Below are 17,786 nucleotides of genomic sequence, written 5' to 3'. Positions count from 1 at the left end.
CCCCGAAGAAAACCCGCTCCGTCGCCCCGTCGCGCATCCGCGAAGGCATGCCCTTCCCGCTGGGCGCCACCTGGGACGGCCTGGGGGTCAACTTCGCCCTGTTCTCGGCCAACGCCACCAGAGTCGAACTGTGCCTGTTCGATTCAACCGGCGAACAGGAGCTCGAGCGCATCGAGCTGCCCGAGTACACCGACGAGATCTACCACGGCTACCTGCCCGACGCGCACCCTGGCCTGGTCTACGGCTACCGCGTGTACGGTCCGTATGAACCGCAGAACGGCCACCGCTTCAACCCCAACAAACTGCTGATCGACCCCTATGCCAAGCAACTGGTGGGCACGCTGAAATGGTCCGAAGCCCTGTTTGGCTACACCATTGGCCACCCCGACGACGACCTGTCGTTCGACGAGCGCGACAGCGCGCCCTTCGTGCCCAAATGCAAGGTCATCGACCCGGCGTTCACCTGGGGCCGCGACCAACGTGTGCAGATCCCCTGGGAGCGCACCATCCTCTACGAGGCGCACGCCCGCGGCATCAGCATGCGCCACCCGGCGGTGCCCGAGGCGCTGCGCGGCACCTTCGCGGGCCTGGCCAACGACGAACTGCTCGGGCACATCAAGGCGCTTGGGGTATCGAGCATCGAACTGCTGCCGATCCATGCCTTCGTCAACGACCAGCATCTGCTCGACAAGGGCCTGAACAACTACTGGGGCTACAACAGCATCGCTTTCTTCGCCCCGCACCCGCGCTACCTGGCCAGCGGCAAGATCGCCGAGTTCAAGGAGATGGTCGCGCACCTGCACGACGCCGGGCTGGAAGTGATTCTGGACGTGGTCTACAACCACACCGCCGAGGGCAACGAGCGCGGCCCGACCCTGTCGATGCGCGGCATCGACAACGCCTCGTACTACCGCCTCAAGCCCGACGACAAGCGCTTCTACATCAACGATTCCGGCACCGGCAACACCCTCGACCTGAGCCACCCGTGCGTGCTGCAACTGGTCACCGACTCGCTGCGCTACTGGGCTGGCGAGATGCATGTGGACGGCTTCCGCTTTGATCTTGCGACCATCCTCGGCCGCTACCACGACGGCTACAGCGAACGCCACGGCTTCCTCGTGGCCTGCCGCCAGGACCCGATGCTCAGCCAGGTCAAGCTGATCGCCGAACCCTGGGATTGCGGCCCCGGCGGCTATCAGGTGGGCAACTTCGCCCCCGGCTGGGCGGAGTGGAACGACCGTTTCCGCGACACCGTGCGCAGTTTCTGGAAAGGCGACGAAGGCATGCTCGCCGACTTCGCCGCGCGCATCACAGCCTCCGGCGACCTGTTCAACAACCGTGGCCGGCGGCCCTACGCCTCGGTCAACTTCGTCACCGCCCACGACGGTTTCACCCTGCGCGACCTGGTGTCGTACAACGACAAGCACAACGAGGACAACGACGAGAACAACCAGGACGGCACCAACAACAACCTGTCGTGGAACTGCGGCGTCGAAGGCCCGACCGACGACCCTGCGATCAATGCCCTGCGCATGCGCCAGATTCGCAACTACTTCGCCACCCTGCTGCTGGCCCAGGGCACGCCGATGATCGTCGCCGGCGACGAGTTCAGCCGCACTCAGCACGGCAACAACAACGCGTATTGCCAGGACAGCGAGATCGGCTGGGTCAACTGGGAGCTGGACGAGGACGGCAAGGCCTTGCTGGCCTTCGTCAAGCGCCTGACCCGCCTGCGCCTGGCCTACCCGATCCTGCGCCGCTCGCGGTTTCTGGTGGGCGACTACAACGAGGCGATCGGGGTCAAGGACGTCACCTGGCTGGCCCCGGACGGCAGCGAGATGACCGTGGAGCAGTGGGAAGACCCGCACGGGCGTTGCCTGGGCATGCTGATGGATGGCCGCGCCCAGGTCAGCGGCATTGCCCGCCCCGGGGCCGAGGCAACCCTGCTGCTGATCGTCAACGCCTACCACGACGTGGTGCCGTTCAAACTGCCGGCGGTGCCGCAGGGCGAGTACTGGAGCTGCCTGGTCGACACCGACCGGCCGGAGCTGCGCAAGCCGCAGCATCTGCCGTTCGACACGGTGTTCGAGGTGCAGGGGCGGTCGTTGCTGTTGATGGTGTTGCAGCGCGAAGAGGACTGAACCTGCAATGGGCCTTTTCGGTCCTACACTGCGTGGGAGCAGGCTTTGTGGGAGCGGGCTTGCCCCGCGATGGCGTCAGCAAAGCCCTGCGATGTTGCCTGATCAGACGCCATCGCGGGGCAAGCCCGCTCCCACAAAGCCATTGTCCCTGAGGAGCCCCCGTGAACCCCGAAGCCGGCAGTCCAGGTTTCGCCAGCGTCAGCCAGGCCCCGGCCGTGCACCGGGTCAAGGTGCTGACGGTCAACACCCACAAGGGTTTCACCGCCTTCAACCGGCGCTTCATCCTGCCGGAGCTGCGCGAGGCGGTGCGCAGCACCCAGGCCGATATCGTGTTCCTGCAGGAAGTGCTCGGCAGCCATGGCCGCCACGCCAGCCGCTACCCCGGCTGGCCGCAGACCTCGCAGTACGAATTCCTCGCCGACAGCATGTGGAGCGACTTCGCCTACGGGCGCAACGCGGTGTACCCGGACGGCCACCACGGCAACGCGCTGCTGTCCAAGTACCCGATCATCGAACACCGCAACCTCGACGTGTCGATCACCGGCCCCGAACGCCGCGGCCTGCTGCACTGCGTGCTCGACGTGCCCGGGCAACCACCGGTGCATGCCATTTGCGTGCACCTGTCGCTGCTGGAAAGCCATCGGCAAAAACAGCTGCAACTGTTGGGCAGGCTGCTCGATGCACTGCCCGCCGATGCCCCGGTGATCATCGCCGGTGACTTCAACGACTGGCAGTTGCACGGCAATCGCACCCTGGGCCGGCAACAGGGCCTGCACGAAGCCTTCGAACGCCATCACGGCCTGCTCGCCCGCACTTATCCCGCGCGCCTGCCACTGCTGCGCCTGGACCGTATCTACCTGCGCAACGCCGACAGCCATGGGCCGAAGATCCTCGGCCACAAGCCCTGGACACACCTGTCCGATCATCTGCCATTGGCAGTGGAAGTGCGCCTGTAGCAACGATTCGGCATAGCCGCCCGCCGAGAAATCGCCTTTGTCGATATGGCCTCGCCAATTCTGCACAAATTCAATGGCTTGAATTACTCAACGAACCCTTACCAAAGCCTTCACATATTCTTGACGCAAGCCCTGTCCTCTCCTTAGCTGAACAGAACCAACAGACGTAAAAATTCGTGCCGGGTCTCTAGCTCGCGCCTTTGTGCGCGCTCAAGCAGGCTGGCGCGCGGGTCTGGGTCGCCCCTGTTTTTGTCGTACAGCCCGTGACATCAGGCCAGATTGCCCGGCTGTTCAACGTGCTGTCCAACACACAACAACAGGAGATCCGCCATGAAAAGCACCTCGAACCCCCTGCGCTTCGAAGCTTTTTTCTGCGCGGTTTCCACGTCGCTGCTCTTGGCAACCCCGGTGGAAACCTTTGCCTTCGAACTGCAGGAGGGCGAAACCTTCGCCCGGTTCCTGGAACAGCCCGAGGTCCCCCAACTCTCCCTCGACCCGCTGAGCGTCAATGGCCTCAACCAGGGCATGCTCTCGGCCTTCTCCACGCAGATGAGCGAGCGCCACGGCCCGCTGGCCGGCGACATGATCGCCAGCCAGTGGGCGCAGTTCTTCCCCGGCGCACCACGGCCAACGGCCCAGGCGCCGGCGCAACTGGAGGCGCCCAGCCAGCAGTTGATGATCGGCCCCGACCTGTTCGTGCGCGAAACCAGCGCAGGCAACGTTCACCGGGCCGGGATCTTCGTCGGCCACAACAACCTGCAGAGCAGCTTCAACGGCATGCGCCCCTTGCTCGGCGACAAGCAGCGCAATGCGGTGAACCTCAGCGGCGAGAGCCTGGGCGTGTACTGGAGCATGACCCATGAGCAGGGCTGGCACGTGGACGCCGTGGCCATGGGCACGCGCATCGACGTCAATGGCCGCTCCCAGGCCGGCCAGCGGGTGGACGACAGCGGCCATGCGATGACCTTCTCGGTGGAGGGTGGCTTCCCCATCGGCCTGGGCGGCGGCTGGGTGATCGAGCCCCAGGCGCAATTGATCAACCAGCAGTTCTTCCCTGGCAGCCAGGTGCAGGAGGAAACCTTGCAAGCGTTCGACAGCCAGCCAAGCTGGAGCGGTCGGGTCGGTGCCAAGCTGTCGGCACGCTACGAAGTGAAAGGCATGCCCATCGAGCCCTATGTGCGCACCAACGTCTGGTACGACTTCAGCAACAGCGACTCGGTGAAGCTGGACCAGGTAGACAAGATCTCCAGTTCGCGCAGTTCGACCTCGGTGGACCTGGGGTTGGGGCTGGTGGCGCGGGTCACACCGAACGTGGCGCTGTTCGTCAGTGCCGATTACAGCAGTGATGTGGACGACAATGACCTGAATGGGCTGATTGGCAGCCTGGGCGTGCGGATGCGCTGGTAGGCGGCAATGCCATCGCGGGGCAAGCCCGCTCCCACGTTCAGACCGTGGGAGCGGGCTTGCCCCGCGATGGCCCTGTCAGGCTGGCTTCATCACCAAAACCCCCAGCGGCGGCAGGTTCAGCGCCAGCGACAAGGGCTGCCCATGGCTGGCAATCTCATCGCTGGCCACTGCCCCCAGGTTGCCCACGTTCGACCCGGCATACAGCCCGGCATCGCTGTTGAGCAACTCTTGCCAACGTTCGCCGAACGGCACGCCGATCCGGTAGCCCTCGCGCGGCACCGGGGTGAAGTTGGCCACCACCAGCAAGGGTTCGCCCTGGCTGCTCCAGCGCAGCCAGGCGTACACGCTGTTGTGCGCATCGTCGCCGATCAACCACTGGAAGCCCTGGGGCTGGCAGTCCTGTTCGTGCAGTGCCGGCTCCTCGCGGTACAGGCGGTTGAGGTCGCCGACCAGGCGCTGTACCCCTTGATGCTCGGGGTATTGCAGCAGGTACCAGTCCAGTTCGCTGTCGTGGTTCCACTCGCGCCACTGGCCGAACTCGCAGCCCATGAACAGCAGCTTCTTGCCCGGGTGGGCCCACATGAACGCCAGGTAGGCGCGCAAGTTGGCGAACTTCTGCCAGCGGTCGCCGGGCATCTTGTCGATCAGCGAGTGCTTGCCGTGCACCACCTCGTCGTGGGAGATGGGCAGGATGAAGTGCTCGGAGTAGGCATAGATCAGCCCGAAGCTCATCTCGTTGTGGTGGTAGGTGCGGTGGATCGGGTCGTTCTGCATGTAGTGCAGGGTGTCGTGCATCCAGCCCATGTTCCACTTGTAGGCAAAGCCCAGGCCGCCCTGCTGCACCGGCTGGCTGACCCCGGGCCAGGCGGTGGATTCCTCGGCGATGATCAGCGCGCCCGGTGCCTCGTGGGCCGCGACGCCGTTGAGGTGGCGGATGAAGTCGATGGCTTCGAGGTTCTCGCGCCCGCCATGGCGGTTGGGCACCCACTCGCCGGCCTTGCGCGAGTAATCACGGTAGAGCATCGACGCCACCGCATCGACGCGCAGGCCGTCGATGTGGAAATGCTTGAGCCAGTGCAGCGCCGAGGCCAGCATGAAGCCGCGCACCTCGTTGCGCCCAAGGTTGTAGATCAGCGTGTTCCAGTCCTGGTGGAAGCCTTCCAGCGGATTGTCGTACTCGTACAGCGCGGTGCCGTCGAAGCGCGCCAGGCCGTGTTCGTCGGTGGGGAAATGCGCCGGTACCCAGTCGAGGATCACGCCGATGCCGCCCTGGTGGCAGGCGTCGATGAAGAAGGCGAAATCCTCCGCCGTGCCGTAGCGCGAGGTCGGGGCGAACAGCGACAGCGGCTGATAGCCCCAGGACCCGCCGAACGGGTGCTCCATGATCGGCATCAGCTCGATATGGGTGAAGCCCAGTTCCTGCACGTAGGGCACCAGGCGTTCGGCCAGCTCGCGCCAGTTGTAGAAGCGCGCGACCTCGCCGGTGTCGTCCAGCTCGCAGCGCCAGGAGCCGGCGTGCAGCTCATAGATCGACAGCGGTGCGTTGTAGGCGTGGCGCTGGGCGCGCTGCGCCATCCATTGCTCATCGTGCCAGTCGTGGGCCAGGGCGCCGGCCACCTTCGAGGCGGTACTCGGTGGCAGTTCGGTGGCGCGGGCCAGCGGGTCGGCCTTGAGCGGCAGCACACCGTCGGCGCCGAGCACTTCGAACTTGTAGGTCTCGCCGACACCCAGGCGCGGCACGAACAGTTCCCACACGCCGGCGCTGTGGCGCAGGCGCATGGGGTGGCGGCGGCCGTCCCAGTTGTTGAAGTCGCCCACCACCGAAACCCGTCTGGCGTTGGGCGCCCACACCGAGAAGCACACGCCGTCGATGCCGTCGGCCTGGGTCGGTTGCGCACCGAAGCGGCCGGACAGGTCGCGGTGGTTGCCCTCGGAGAACAGGTACATGTCCATGTCGCCCAGTTGCGGGCCGAAGCTGTAAGGGTCTTCGGTGACCTGCTCGCCCCCGGCCCAGCCGATCTGCAGCAGGTACGGCTGTGCATCGTCGATGTGCACGGTGAACAGCCCTGGCAGGCGCTGTTGCTGCATTTCAGCGAGCACGCGCCCGCCATCGCGCGCCAGCACGCGCGCATTCAGGGCGTTGGGCAGGAAGGCCCGGATAAACTGACCGCCTGCACCATCGGGGTGCGGGCCGAGCACGGCGAACGGGTCGGCGTGCGTGGCGCTGGCAAGGGCGTCCAGGTCCCGTTGCCGAAGGCTGCCGTTGTCACGCGTGGTTGCATTCATCTCACTGCCCCTTTCCATGTGTTTACACGATTGCTTGACGACCTTTTGAGCGCGGCGTGGGAGCGGCGGTGCGCCGATGCGACTTGCCTTGCGATGAGGGTTGAGGCCCCATCGCGGGGCAAGCCCGCTCCCACGAAACTACGAAACTCATGACTCCCCCCAGGTACTGATCAACCCATGCAGGCCATGCAAAGGCACGGCCAGCCAACTCGGCCGGTTCTCGGCTTCGTAGCTGATTTCGTAGGCGGCTTTTTCCAGGCAGAACAGTTCCAGTGCGGCGCGCTCGCCCTCGGCCTGCTGCCAGGCATGGGGCATGGCGGCGGTGGCCAGGCCATAGGCTTCGACGAAGGCATGACGCGACTGGTGCAGGTACTGCCGGGCAACCCGCTGACGGGCCTGGCGCGCCGCGTCGGAGAGGTCTACCGCCGAGGCGCTGCGCAGGATCATGGCAGCAGCATAGTCGAAGGATCGCAATACGCCGCTGACATCCTTGTATGGGCTGTGTTTGGCCCGGCGCTCGTTCAACGGACGGGCCGGTTCGCCCTCGAAATCGATCAGGTAGGCATCGCCCTGCACCACCAGCACCTGGCCCAGGTGCAGGTCGCCGTGTACACGCATCAACAACCCGCCCTGGGCCTGGCGGGCCAGGTTGTCGATGTGCTGGCGCAAGCCTTGGCGTTGTTGCTGCAGGTCGTCGACCAGGGCCTGGCTTTCACCGTCCAGGCTGTTGCGGTGCTGGGCCAGCAGGTCCAGGGCATGCTCGAGCTCGCTGCTGATCTGCCGGCTCCAGCGCTCGCTGTCGCGGGCATCGCTCGGCCGCGGTTGGAACGCTTCATCAGCGGTGGGCGCCGCCAGCAGCAGGTGCATCTCGCCCAGGCGCTGGCCCAGCAAGGCGGCGAAGCCGGTGAGTTCGGCCAAGGCGTCGGTGTGCGCCTCCTGCTCGCTGCGGGTCGGTTCCATCTCGTCGCGGATCGCCCGCTCCAGGGTGTTCTGGGTCCAGTCCCAGGCATCGCCCTGGTTGCTCAGGTAGCCCTGGGCGATCATCAGCAGGGTTGCTTGATCGCTTTCGTCGATGCGGCTGACCCAGGCCAGCAAAGGCGAGATATTGGCAAAACCGGCAGCCGTGAGGTAGGCGCTCATCTCCAGCTCCGGGTGGATGCCCGGGTTGACCCGGCGGATCAGCTTGAGCACCAGGCTGCCGCCCACCACCACCGAGCTGTTGGACTGCTCCGCGCCCAGGTAGCGCACCTCGCTCTGGTCATCGAGCGCCAGCGCGGCCAGTTGCTCGGTGCACTGGAAACGCAGTTCGCCCAGGCCGTCGCCACAGGGCAGGCGCAGGCCATCCTGGCAGCCGCGTAGCACCGCACGGATGAAGGGTTCGAGGACGAAGGCATCGGTAATGAGCCCCACCTGACGACCACGGCGCACCCGCGACAACGCCAGTTGCTGAGGCAGCGCGGCGTTGATCTGCTCCTCTGGCAACAACCCGAACGGCAGCTGGTAGTGAGTGACCACCCCGTTGCCGTGTACCTCCAGCTCGCCGAGCAATGCTGGCAACGTCGCGGTGGCGAAGCGTACGCCGTAACGCAGGCGCACCTGGTCGATCGGCCCTTCCTTGCCGGCGAACCAGCGGCGCTTGGGCAGGTACTGGGGCAGGACCACGCTTTCCAGGGTGCCCCGGGACGGCGCTTCGAGCAGCTCTTCCATGCGCTTGCGCAGCACCAGGGTGGTCAGATCGGGCAGGCCTTCGGTGGGCTGCACGTGCCAACTGGGCATGCGGTCGTGGGCGGCCAGCAGGAACCAGTAGAAGCCGTACGGCGCCAGGGTCAGCAGGAACGGCAACTGGCCGATGGGCGGGAACGCGCTGCCACCGAGCATCTCCACCGGCACCCGTTCGGCGTACTGCGAAAGCTCCAGCTCCGCGGCCTGGGCGGCGCGTGAAACGTTGGCCACGCACAGCACGACTTCACTGTTGCCTTCGGCATCGGTGTACTCGCGGATATAGGCGAGGATGCGCCGGTTGCTTGGGGTGAGCATTTTCAAGGTGCCACGGCCAAAGGCCTTCTGCTGGTTGCGCACCGACAGCAGGCGGCGGTTCCAGTTGAGCAGCGAGTGCGGGTCGTGGGCCTGGGCCTCGACGTTGACGGTCTGGTAGCCGTACAGCGGGTCCATGATCGGGGGCAGCACCAGGCGCTGCGGCTCGGCCTTGGAGAAACCGCCGTTGCGGTCCGGCGACCACTGCATGGGGGTGCGCACGCCGTCGCGGTCGCCCAGGTAGATGTTGTCGCCCATGCCCAGTTCGTCGCCGTAGTACAGCGTGGGCGTGCCGGGCATCGACAGCAGCAGGCTGGTCAGCAGCTCGATGCGCCGGCGGTCGCGCTGCAGCAAGGGCGCCAGGCGGCGGCGGATGCCTAAGTTGATGCGCGCGCGACGGTCTTCGGCGTAGTAGTTCCACAGGTAGTCGCGCTCGCGGTCGGTGACCATCTCCAGGGTCAGCTCATCGTGGTTGCGCAGGAAGATCGCCCATTGGCAGTTGGCGGGGATCTCCGGGGTCTGGCGCAGGATATCGGTGATCGGGAAGCGGTCTTCCATGGCCAGGGCCATGTACATGCGCGGCATCAGCGGGAAGTGGAAGGCCATGTGGCATTCGTCGCCTTCACCTTCGCCGAAGTACGGCCGGGTGTCCTCCGGCCACTGGTTGGCCTCGGCCAGCAGCATGCGGTCGGGGTAGTTGGCGTCGATCTCGGCGCGGATCGCCTTGAGCACTGCGTGGGTCTCAGGCAGGTTTTCGTTGTTGGTGCCGTCGCGCTCGATCAGGTAGGGAATGGCGTCCAGGCGCAGGCCATCGACGCCGATGTCGAGCCAGAAACGCATCACCCCGATCACGGCCTTGAGCACCTGCGGGTTGTCGAAGTTCAGGTCCGGCTGGTGCGAGTAGAAGCGGTGCCAGAAGTACTGGCCGGCCACCGGATCCCAGGTCCAGTTGGACTTTTCGGTGTCGAGGAAGATGATCCGGGTACCGTCGTATTTCTGCTCATCGTCCGACCACACGTAGAAGTCCCGGGCCTTGCTGCCGCGCTTGGCGTGGCGGGCGCGCTGGAACCAGGGGTGCTGGTCGGAGGTGTGGTTGATGACCAGCTCGGTGATCACCCGCAGGCCGCGCTTGTGGGCTTGGGCGATGAAGCGCTTGGCATCGGCCATGCTGCCGTAGTCCGGATGCACGGCTTTGTATTCGCCGATGTCGTAGCCGTCATCGCGCCGGGGCGAGGGGTAGAACGGCAGCAGCCAGAGGGTGTTGACGCCGAGTTCGGCGATGTAGTCGAGCTTGCTGATCAAGCCTGCGAAATCGCCGATGCCGTCGTTGTTCGCATCGAAGAACGATTTCACGTGCAGCTGGTAGATCACCGCGTCCTTGTACCAGAGGGGATCGTCGATGAAGGCTGCCGGGCGGGAACGCTTGGCCATGTGCGACTCCTTTCTGTTCGGTTTGGTGCACGAGGATGATCGCGGGGCAAGCCCGCTCCCACGTGGTAGATCGTGGGAGCGGGCTTGCCCCGCGATTGGCCTAGCGCATTTTCTCTATCCGCCAGATGCCGAACGGCTGGTGCCAGGGCTCGATGCGCATCCACTGGGTCTTGCCGTGCCAGGTCCAGCGCTGGCCGGTCATCAGGTCCTCGCCCTGGGTATCGGCGTGGTCATCCAGGCCCAGCTCCCACAGGGGCAGCTCGAAGCTGGCCTCCTGGGCGTTGTGCGGGTCGAGGCTGATGGCGACGAGGATGTAGTTGTCGCGCTCGGCGGTGCGCTTGGCGAAGTACAGGATCTGGTCGTTCCAGCAGTTGAGCAAGACCACGCCCAGGTGGGTCTGCAGGGCGCGGTTGTGCCGGCGGATGCGGTTGAGCTGGGCGATTTCGGCGACGATATTGCCGGGCTGGTTGAAGTCGCGCGGGCGGATCTCGTATTTCTCCGAGTCCAGGTATTCCTCCTTGCCGGGCAGCGGCGTGCCTTCGCACAGCTCGAAGCCCGAATACATGCCCCACAGCCCTGAGCCCATGGTCGCCAGCGCGGCGCGGATCAGAAAGCCCGCACGGCCCGAGGTATGCAGGAAAAACGGGTTGATATCCGGCGTGTTGACGAAGAAGTTGGGCCGATAGCACAGGCTCCACGGCGGCTGGTTGAGTTCTTCGAAATACTCGCGCAACTCCTGCTTGCTGTTGCGCCAAGTGAAGTAGGTGTAGCTCTGGGCGTACCCCACCTTGCCCAGCCGCGCCATCATCGCCGGGCGGGTGAAGGCTTCGGCGAGGAAGATCACCTCGGGGTGTTGGCTGCGCACATTGGCGATCAGCCATTGCCAGAACGGCAGTGGCTTGGTGTGCGGGTTGTCGACGCGGAAGGTCTTGACCCCCTCCTCGACCCAGCCGACCACCACGTCGCGCAGCGCCAGCCACAGGCTGGGCACCGCCTCGGGGGCGTAGAAATCGACGTTGACGATGTCCTGGTACTTTTTCGGCGGGTTCTCGGCATAGCGGATGGTGCCGTCGGGGCGCCAGCTGAACCAACCGGGGTGCTCCTTCAGCCAGGGGTGGTCCTGGGAGCACTGGATGGCGAAGTCCAGGGCGATCTCCAGGCCGTGCTCGGCGGCAGCCGCCACCAGCCGACGGAAGTCTTCGCGGCTGCCCAGCTGTGGGTGGATGGCGTCGTGGCCGCCTTCGGGGCTGCCGATGGCGTAGGGGCTGCCGGGGTCGCCGGGCTCGGCCTGCAAAGCGTTGTTGCGGCCCTTGCGGTGTTGCATGCCGATGGGGTGGATGGGCGGGAAGTACAGCACGTCGAAGCCCATGTCGCGGATCATCGGCAGGCGCTGGTGCACGTCGTTGAAGGTGCCGTGGCGCTCGGGGTCGTCGGTGACCGAACGTGGGAACAGCTCGTACCAGCTGGCGAACAACGCGGCTTCGCGGTCCACGTCCAAGGGCAACTCGCCGCTACGGGTGAGGTAACTGCGGTGCTCGGCCTCGCTCATCAACCGGGTGACATCGGGGTGCAGCAGCTGCGCCACCTGGTCATCCACCGACAAGCCCGGCAGGCGCTGCTGCAAGGCTTGCAACTGCTCGCGCAACGCGCCGTCGCTGCGCTCGATGCCCTTGCCCAGCAGCAAGCGCCCTTCTTCGAGTTCGAGCTTTACGTCCGCGCCTGCGGCGTACTTTTTCTCCAGATCGTGGCAGTAGGTGGCGAACGGGTCGATCCAGGCCTCGATACTGAACAGGTGCAGGCCCAGTTCGCCAGGGGTGAACTCGGCCAGCCACAGGTCGTTGCCTGGAGAGACCATGGCCAAGGCTTGCCAGCCCCGGCTGTGGGCTTGGCGCCAGTTGAGCCGCACCGCCAGGCGGTCGTGGCCGTCGCTGTAGACCTTGGCGCTGACCCCGACCTTGTGCCCGCGCACCGCCTTGACGGCAAAGGTGCCGCCGTCGAGCACCGGGCTTACATCCTCGATCACGATGCGCGGCGCCAGCAAGGCCTGGGACAGGCTGATGGCCTGCTCCGGGTGATCGTTGGCCATGGGCACGCTTTCGAAGGGCTCGTTACCTGACATCGCACTCGCTCCGTGTGGATTGTGGCGGTTAGGGTTCTGAGCCGTGATCAGGCGCGGGGTTCAAAAAAACTGAGCGAATGGCGCAAGGCGTGAGTCCAAGCCTGCAACACCGCTTCATTCACCACGCGAGGTCAGGCCCATGAGTATTCCCATTCCACCGGAGACACCCGACCCGAACATCGACGACCCGACATTGCCGCCGCCGGTGCCCGAGGAGGATCCGGACGAAGCGCCGATCAAGCCGAGCGCGCCGCCCACGGTGGGCGACCCGCCGAGCGAGGAGCCGCCGGTGAAAGCTTGAGGATAGACAAGGCTGGGGGTGAGGCTGGCGGGGCACCTGATATTTTTGCCAGTAGCGCAGGCGGGCGAAGCTGGTTAAACAGAGCACTCACCCCTCTGATGCCAGCCGCCCTCATGCCCGCCGACGACCGTGTCACCTCGATCCTGCTGTGGATCATCGACGACTTCCTTGAACTCAATGGCAGGCACAAGGCGCTCAGGGCTGGCTATGGCATGGGCGAACTTGGCGCCGACAGCTTCGACATGGTCGAGCTGCAGGCACGGATCGAGGAAGAGCTGCACATCCTGATCGAAACGGAGATTTCCGTCGACGTCACCTTCGATCAATTGCTCAAGCTGGTGCGCCAGGCGATTGATGCCCAGCCGGGGCGCCTAGCTCCTCGACACTGATCTCACGCATCCGAAACTTCTGCACCTTCCCCGTCACCGTCATCGGGAACTCGTCGACAAAGCGAAAATGTCGAGGCGCCTTGAAATGCGCCAAGCGCGCCTTGCACCACTGCTGCAATTCATCCGCCGTGGCGCTGTGCCCAGGGTGCAGGCGGATCCAGGCCACCACCTCCTCGCCGTATTTGCTGCACGGAATCCCCACCACCTGTGCCTCGGCCACCGCCGGATGCGTGTGGAAGAACTCTTCCAGCTCACGCGGATAGATGTTCTCGCCGCCTCTGATGATCATGTCCTTGTTGCGCCCGACGATGCGCACGTAACCCTGATCGTCCATCACCGCCAGATCACCGGTGCGCATCCAGCGGGCCGGGTCGATCGCATCGTGGGTGGCTTGCAGGTTGTCCCAGTAGCCGAGCATCACGCTGTACCCACGGGTGCACAACTCGCCGATCTGGCCACGCGGGACGATGCAGCCGTCGGCGTCCACCAGCTTGGTTTCCAGCTGCGGCTGGGTGCGGCCGACCGTGGTCACACGTAGCTCCAGCTCATCATCCGGGCCGGTCTGCAGCGACACCGGGCTGGTCTCGGTCATGCCGTAGGCGATCTGCACCTCGGCCATGTGCATCTGCTCGATGACCTTGCGCATCACCTCGATCGGACAGGTGGCGCCGGCCATGATGCCGCTGCGCAGGGTCGAGAGGTCCAGCTGCGGGCGCGACGGATGGTCGAGCATGGCGATGAACATGGTCGGCACGCCATAGAGGATGCTGGCGCGCTCTTCGGCCACGGCGCGCAGGGTGAGCTCGGCGTCGAAGGCGTCGTTGGGGTAGACCATGGTGCTGCCGTGGGTAATGCAACCGAGGTTGGCCATGACCATGCCGAAGCAGTGGTACAGCGGCACCGGGATCACCATGCGGTCGTGTTCGGTGAGGCCCAGGCTTTCGCCGACCATGTAACCGTTGTTGAGAATGTTGTAGTGGCTCAGGGTCGCCCCTTTGGGCGCGCCGGTGGTGCCGGAGGTGTACTGGATGTTCACCGGCTGGTCGAACTGCAGGCTGTTCTGGCGCTGCTCGAAGGTGGCGGCATCGGTCTCCCCTGCCCGCCCGGCCAGCGCGGCCCAGGGCAGAAAGCCTGCGGGCGGCTCGGCGGCCAGGCTGATCACCCCGCGCAGGTCGGGCAGGCGCTCGCTGCGCAACTGGCCGACGGGATGCTCGGCCAGCTGCGGCACCAGCGCCTGCACCATGGCGTGGTAGTCGGAGGTCTTGAACGCATCGGCGCACACCAGCCAGCGGCAGCCGGACTGGCGCAGCACATATTCAAGCTCCCCCACCCGATAGGCCGGGTTGATGTTGACCAGGATCGCGCCAACCTTGGCCGTGGCCAGCTGCAGGATGCACCACTGGGCGCAGTTGGGCGCCCAGATGCCGACCCGTTCGCCGCCGGCCACGCCCAGCGCCATCAGCGCCCGGGCGTGCAGCTCGACCTGTGCGGCCAGTTCGCGCCAGCTGTAGCGCAGGCCCTGGTGCCGCACCACCAGCGCCTCGCGCTCGGCATGCCGGGCCACGGTGGCATCGAAGGCCTGGCCTATGGTCAGGGTCAACAAAGGATGGTCCTGGCGGCCGCGGGTATAGCTTGGTTGAGGCATGGTTGTCCCTTCTTGTGGTTGTTCTGGGCATGACTGAAGCAGGCGGCAAATACTCTGGCGCAGATTTACGTTTACGTAAAGGTGATGATTCCATTGACAGTGTCGGGAGGCAGGTTTACGTTAACGTCAACCATAGACATGACGGCGTTGTGGGAGCGGGCTTGCCCCGCGATGAGGCCGGACCAGGCAATACCGCTGGCCGTTCTGACGGGCATCGCGGGGCAAGCCCGCTCCCACAACGCCGCAGCAACCGCTCCCATTTCAAGAACAAGAAGGTGCCCACATGCATTACCCGACCCTGAACTTCGCCCTGGGCGAAACCATCGACATGCTCCGCGACCAGGTGCGCACCTTCGTCGCCGCCGAGCTGGCCCCGCGCGCCGCGCAAATCGACCACGACAACCTGTTCCCCGCCGACATGTGGCGCAAGTTCGGCGACATGGGCCTCTTGGGCATCACGGTTGCGGAGGAGTACGGCGGCGCCGGCCTGGGCTACCTGGCCCACGTGGTGGCGATGGAAGAAATCAGCCGCGGGTCGGCCTCGGTGGCCCTGTCCTACGGCGCCCACTCCAACCTGTGCGTCAACCAGATCAACCGCAACGGTACCCACGAGCAGAAACTCAAGTACCTGCCCAAGCTGATCAGCGGCGAGCACATCGGCGCCCTGGCCATGAGCGAACCCAACGCCGGCTCCGACGTGGTGTCGATGAAGCTGCGCGCCGAAAAGCGCGGCGACCGCTATGTGCTCAACGGCAGCAAGACCTGGATCACCAACGGCCCCGACGCCAACACCTATGTGATCTACGCCAAGACCGACCTGGACAAGGGCCCCCACGGCATCACTGCGTTCATCGTCGAGCGCGACTGGAAAGGTTTCAGCCGCAGCAACAAGTTCGACAAGCTGGGCATGCGCGGCTCCAACACCTGTGAGCTGTTCTTCGATGACGTGGAAGTACCCGAAGAGAACATCCTCGGCCAGCTCAACGGCGGCGTACGGGTGCTGATGAGCGGCCTGGACTACGAGCGCGTGGTGCTCTCGGGCGGCCCGACCGGCATCATGCAGAGCTGCATGGACCTGGTGGTGCCCTACATTCACGACCGCAAGCAGTTCGGCCAGAGCATCGGCGAGTTCCAGCTGATCCAGGGCAAGATCGCCGACATGTACACCCAGCTCAACGCCAGCCGCGCCTACCTGTACGCCGTGGCCCAGGCCTGCGACCGCGCCGAGACCACCCGCAAGGACGCCGCCGGGGTGATCCTGTACACCGCCGAGCGCGCCACGCAGATGGCCCTGGAGGCGATCCAGATCCTCGGCGGCAACGGCTACATCAATGAGTTCCCGGCCGGCCGCCTGCTGCGCGATGCCAAGCTGTACGAGATCGGCGCCGGCACCAGCGAGATCCGCCGGATGCTGATCGGTCGCGAACTGTTCAACGAAACCCGCTGAGCATAAGGAACGGGCGCACATGGCTACCTTGCACACCCAGATCAACCCGCGCTCGGCGGAGTTCGCCGGCAACAGCGCGGCCATGCTCGAGCAGGTCGCGAAACTGCGCGGCCTGCTCGCCCAGGTCAACCAGGGCGGCGGGCCCAAGGCCCAGCAGCGGCACACCTCGCGCGGCAAGCTGCTGCCGCGCGAGCGCATCGACCGCCTGCTCGACCCGGGTTCGGCGTTCCTCGAGATCGGCCAGCTGGCCGCCCATGAGGTCTACGGCGAGGACGTACCCGCCGCTGGCGTGATCGCCGGTATCGGCCGCATCGAGGGCGTGGAGTGCATGATCGTGGCCAACGACGCCACGGTCAAAGGCGGCTCCTACTACCCGCTGACGGTGAAAAAGCACCTGCGCGCCCAGACCATCGCCCTGCAGAACCGCCTGCCGTGCATCTACCTGGTGGACTCCGGCGGCGCCAACCTGCCACGCCAGGACGAGGTGTTCCCCGACCGCGAGCACTTCGGGCGGATCTTCTTCAACCAGGCCAACATGAGCGCGCTGGGCATCCCCCAGATCGCCGTGGTGATGGGCTCGTGCACCGCCGGTGGCGCCTATGTGCCGGCCATGGCCGACGAGGCGATCATGGTGCGCCAGCAGGCGACCATCTTCCTCGCCGGCCCGCCCTTGGTGAAAGCGGCGACCGGTGAAGTGGTCAGCGCCGAGGACCTCGGCGGCGCCGACGTGCACTGCCGCACCAGCGGCGTGGCCGACCACTATGCCGACAACGATGAACACGCCCTGTCCATCGCCCGGCGCAGCGTGGCCAACCTCAACTGGCACAAGCTCGGCAAACTGCAATGCCAGGCACCGATTGCACCGCTGTATGGCGCCGAAGAGTTGTATGGCGTGGTGCCGGCCGATGCCAAGCAGCCATTCGATGTGCGCGAGGTGATTGCGCGCCTGGTCGACGGCTCGGTGTTCGATGAGTTCAAGGCGCTGTTCGGCACCACCCTGGTCTGTGGTTTCGCCCACCTGCACGGCTACCCGGTGGCGATCCTGGCCAACAACGGCATCCTGTTCGCCGAAGCCGCGCAAAAAGGCGCGCACTTCATCGAGCTGGCCTGCCAGCGCGGCATCCCGCTGCTGTTCCTGCAGAACATCACCGGTTTCATGGTCGGCAAGAAGTACGAAGAAGGCGGCATCGCCAAGCACGGGGCCAAACTGGTGACCGCGGTAGCCTGCGCCCAGGTGCCGAAGTTCACGGTGATCATCGGCGGCAGCTTCGGTGCCGGCAACTACGGCATGTGCGGCCGCGCCTACGACCCGCGCTTCTTGTGGATGTGGCCCAATGCGCGCATCGGCGTGATGGGTGCCGAACAGGCGGCCGGCGTGCTGGCTCAGGTCAAGCGCGAGCAAAGCGAGCGCAGCGGCGAAGTGTTCAGCCTGGAAGACGAGAAGAAGCTCAAGCAGCCGATCCTCGACCAGTACGAGCACCAGGGGCACCCCTACTACTCCAGCGCCCGGCTGTGGGACGACGGCGTCATCGACCCGGCGCAGACCCGCGACGTGCTCGGCCTGGCGCTGTCCGCCGCGCTGAACGCCCCGATCGAACAGAGCCGCTTCGGCATTTTCCGGATGTGACCC

11 protein-coding genes are annotated in these 17,786 nt (G+C 65.5%); 7 read left to right on the top strand and 4 right to left on the bottom strand.

Annotation, left to right across the window (positions count from 1 at the left end; genetic code table 11):
- The 3 genes from glgX to DM373_RS14645 all read left to right on the top strand — a co-directional run.
- Positions 1–2,141: glycogen debranching protein GlgX (gene glgX, locus DM373_RS14655; protein ID WP_110994253.1), on the top strand; the 2,141-nt coding region annotated here is incomplete at its 5' end.
- Positions 2,142–2,302: 161 nt separating this feature from the next.
- Positions 2,303–3,097, top strand: a complete 795-nt coding sequence (locus tag DM373_RS14650; protein ID WP_110994252.1) for an endonuclease/exonuclease/phosphatase family protein — start codon at positions 2,303–2,305, stop codon at positions 3,095–3,097.
- A gap of 330 nt (positions 3,098–3,427) precedes the next feature.
- Positions 3,428–4,504, top strand: a complete 1,077-nt coding sequence (locus DM373_RS14645; RefSeq protein ID WP_110994251.1) for an autotransporter domain-containing protein — start codon at positions 3,428–3,430, stop codon at positions 4,502–4,504.
- A gap of 75 nt (positions 4,505–4,579) precedes the next feature.
- Here DM373_RS14645 and glgB read toward each other — a convergent pair whose 3' ends face one another.
- The 3 genes from glgB to DM373_RS14630 all read right to left on the bottom strand — a co-directional run bounded on the left by glgB (position 4,580) and on the right by DM373_RS14630 (position 12,374).
- On the bottom strand, positions 4,580–6,790 hold the full coding sequence (gene glgB / locus DM373_RS14640; protein WP_110994250.1) for a 1,4-alpha-glucan branching protein GlgB: 2,211 nt from the start codon (positions 6,788–6,790) through the stop codon (positions 4,580–4,582).
- Between the two features lie 147 nt (positions 6,791–6,937).
- Positions 6,938–10,255 (bottom strand): maltose alpha-D-glucosyltransferase, encoded by a 3,318-nt coding sequence (gene treS, locus DM373_RS14635; RefSeq protein WP_110994249.1) that lies wholly within the window; start codon positions 10,253–10,255, stop codon positions 6,938–6,940.
- A gap of 100 nt (positions 10,256–10,355) precedes the next feature.
- Positions 10,356–12,374, bottom strand: coding sequence for an alpha-1,4-glucan--maltose-1-phosphate maltosyltransferase (locus DM373_RS14630; RefSeq protein WP_110994248.1), 2,019 nt, complete (start codon positions 12,372–12,374; stop codon positions 10,356–10,358).
- Positions 12,375–12,513: 139 nt separating this feature from the next.
- Between DM373_RS14630 and DM373_RS28955 the strand changes: the two genes are divergently transcribed.
- Positions 12,514–12,675 (top strand): hypothetical protein, encoded by a 162-nt coding sequence (locus DM373_RS28955; RefSeq protein WP_167409837.1) that lies wholly within the window; start codon positions 12,514–12,516, stop codon positions 12,673–12,675.
- A 98-nt stretch (positions 12,676–12,773) separates the two neighbouring features.
- The gene (locus DM373_RS14625) at positions 12,774–13,064 is read left to right on the top strand and encodes an acyl carrier protein (RefSeq protein WP_110994247.1); all 291 of its coding nucleotides are present in this window, start codon (positions 12,774–12,776) and stop codon (positions 13,062–13,064) included.
- Here the strand turns inward: DM373_RS14625 and DM373_RS14620 are convergent.
- Positions 13,006–14,709 (bottom strand): AMP-binding protein, encoded by a 1,704-nt coding sequence (locus DM373_RS14620; protein ID WP_110994246.1) that lies wholly within the window; start codon positions 14,707–14,709, stop codon positions 13,006–13,008. The genes DM373_RS14625 and DM373_RS14620 overlap by 59 nt on opposite strands.
- Positions 14,710–14,992: 283 nt before the next feature.
- Here DM373_RS14620 and DM373_RS14610 point away from each other — a divergent pair, with 283 nt between their 5' ends.
- Both DM373_RS14610 and DM373_RS14605 read left to right on the top strand, forming a co-directional pair.
- Positions 14,993–16,156 carry an isovaleryl-CoA dehydrogenase gene (locus DM373_RS14610; RefSeq protein ID WP_110994244.1) on the top strand — a complete coding sequence of 388 codons (1,164 nt, stop codon included), beginning with the start codon at positions 14,993–14,995 and terminating at the stop codon, positions 16,154–16,156.
- 19 nt (positions 16,157–16,175) lie between these two features.
- Positions 16,176–17,783 (top strand): carboxyl transferase domain-containing protein, encoded by a 1,608-nt coding sequence (locus tag DM373_RS14605; RefSeq protein ID WP_110994243.1) that lies wholly within the window; start codon positions 16,176–16,178, stop codon positions 17,781–17,783.
- Positions 17,784–17,786 lie beyond the last annotated feature (3 nt).

Source organism: Pseudomonas sichuanensis, from assembly GCF_003231305.1.
Lineage (GTDB): Bacteria > Pseudomonadota > Gammaproteobacteria > Pseudomonadales > Pseudomonadaceae > Aquipseudomonas > Aquipseudomonas sichuanensis.
Note: the sequence above shows the minus strand (reverse complement) of the source record. Positions and strands in the feature narration are given on the sequence as shown.

What these genes read in the sequence shown, in the direction of transcription:
- DM373_RS14645 (WP_110994251.1), top strand. Translation starts at nt 3,428, where the DNA reads ATGAAAAGCACCTCGAACCCCCTGCGCTTCGAAGCTTTTTTCTGCGCG.
- glgB (WP_110994250.1), bottom strand. Translation starts at nt 6,790, where the DNA reads ATGAATGCAACCACGCGTGACAACGGCAGCCTTCGGCAACGGGACCTG.
- treS (WP_110994249.1), bottom strand. Translation starts at nt 10,255, where the DNA reads ATGGCCAAGCGTTCCCGCCCGGCAGCCTTCATCGACGATCCCCTCTGG.
- DM373_RS14630 (WP_110994248.1), bottom strand. Translation starts at nt 12,374, where the DNA reads ATGTCAGGTAACGAGCCCTTCGAAAGCGTGCCCATGGCCAACGATCAC.
- DM373_RS28955 (WP_167409837.1), top strand. Translation starts at nt 12,514, where the DNA reads ATGAGTATTCCCATTCCACCGGAGACACCCGACCCGAACATCGACGAC.
- DM373_RS14625 (WP_110994247.1), top strand. Translation starts at nt 12,774, where the DNA reads ATGCCAGCCGCCCTCATGCCCGCCGACGACCGTGTCACCTCGATCCTG.
- DM373_RS14620 (WP_110994246.1), bottom strand. Translation starts at nt 14,709, where the DNA reads ATGCCTCAACCAAGCTATACCCGCGGCCGCCAGGACCATCCTTTGTTG.
- DM373_RS14610 (WP_110994244.1), top strand. Translation starts at nt 14,993, where the DNA reads ATGCATTACCCGACCCTGAACTTCGCCCTGGGCGAAACCATCGACATG.
- DM373_RS14605 (WP_110994243.1), top strand. Translation starts at nt 16,176, where the DNA reads ATGGCTACCTTGCACACCCAGATCAACCCGCGCTCGGCGGAGTTCGCC.